General features: G+C 64.4%; 1 protein-coding gene. It reads right to left on the bottom strand.

From position 1 onward, the window contains the following. Nucleotides 1-247: transposase (locus SB679_RS25695; RefSeq protein WP_410705198.1), on the bottom strand; the 247-nt coding region annotated here is incomplete at both ends.

Here is a 247-nt window from a genome sequence, read left to right as displayed (position 1 = left end):
CTGCCGTCGAGCGTTAGTCCCATCACGCTGATCACGGATACCATCAGGCCTTCGGCCTGACGCAGCGGCATCCTGAATGCCGTGCGTAACATCAGACTGGTGGCGATGGTCAGGTCCGGGTAGCGCGCCCTTCCGTCCGGTATCGTCCGGTGCAGCGCGTGGCATTGTTCCCGCGCCTCTGGTGTGGTCCAGTGCGGCAGGCTGCCTCGTGGCTTCAGTCCGCCTTTATAGGCCCGCCCCGAAACAC

This window comes from Chryseobacterium sp. SIMBA_029, from assembly GCF_046535275.1.
Taxonomy (GTDB): Bacteria; Bacteroidota; Bacteroidia; order Flavobacteriales; family Weeksellaceae; genus Chryseobacterium.
This window is presented reverse-complemented; position numbering and strand designations above follow the sequence as displayed.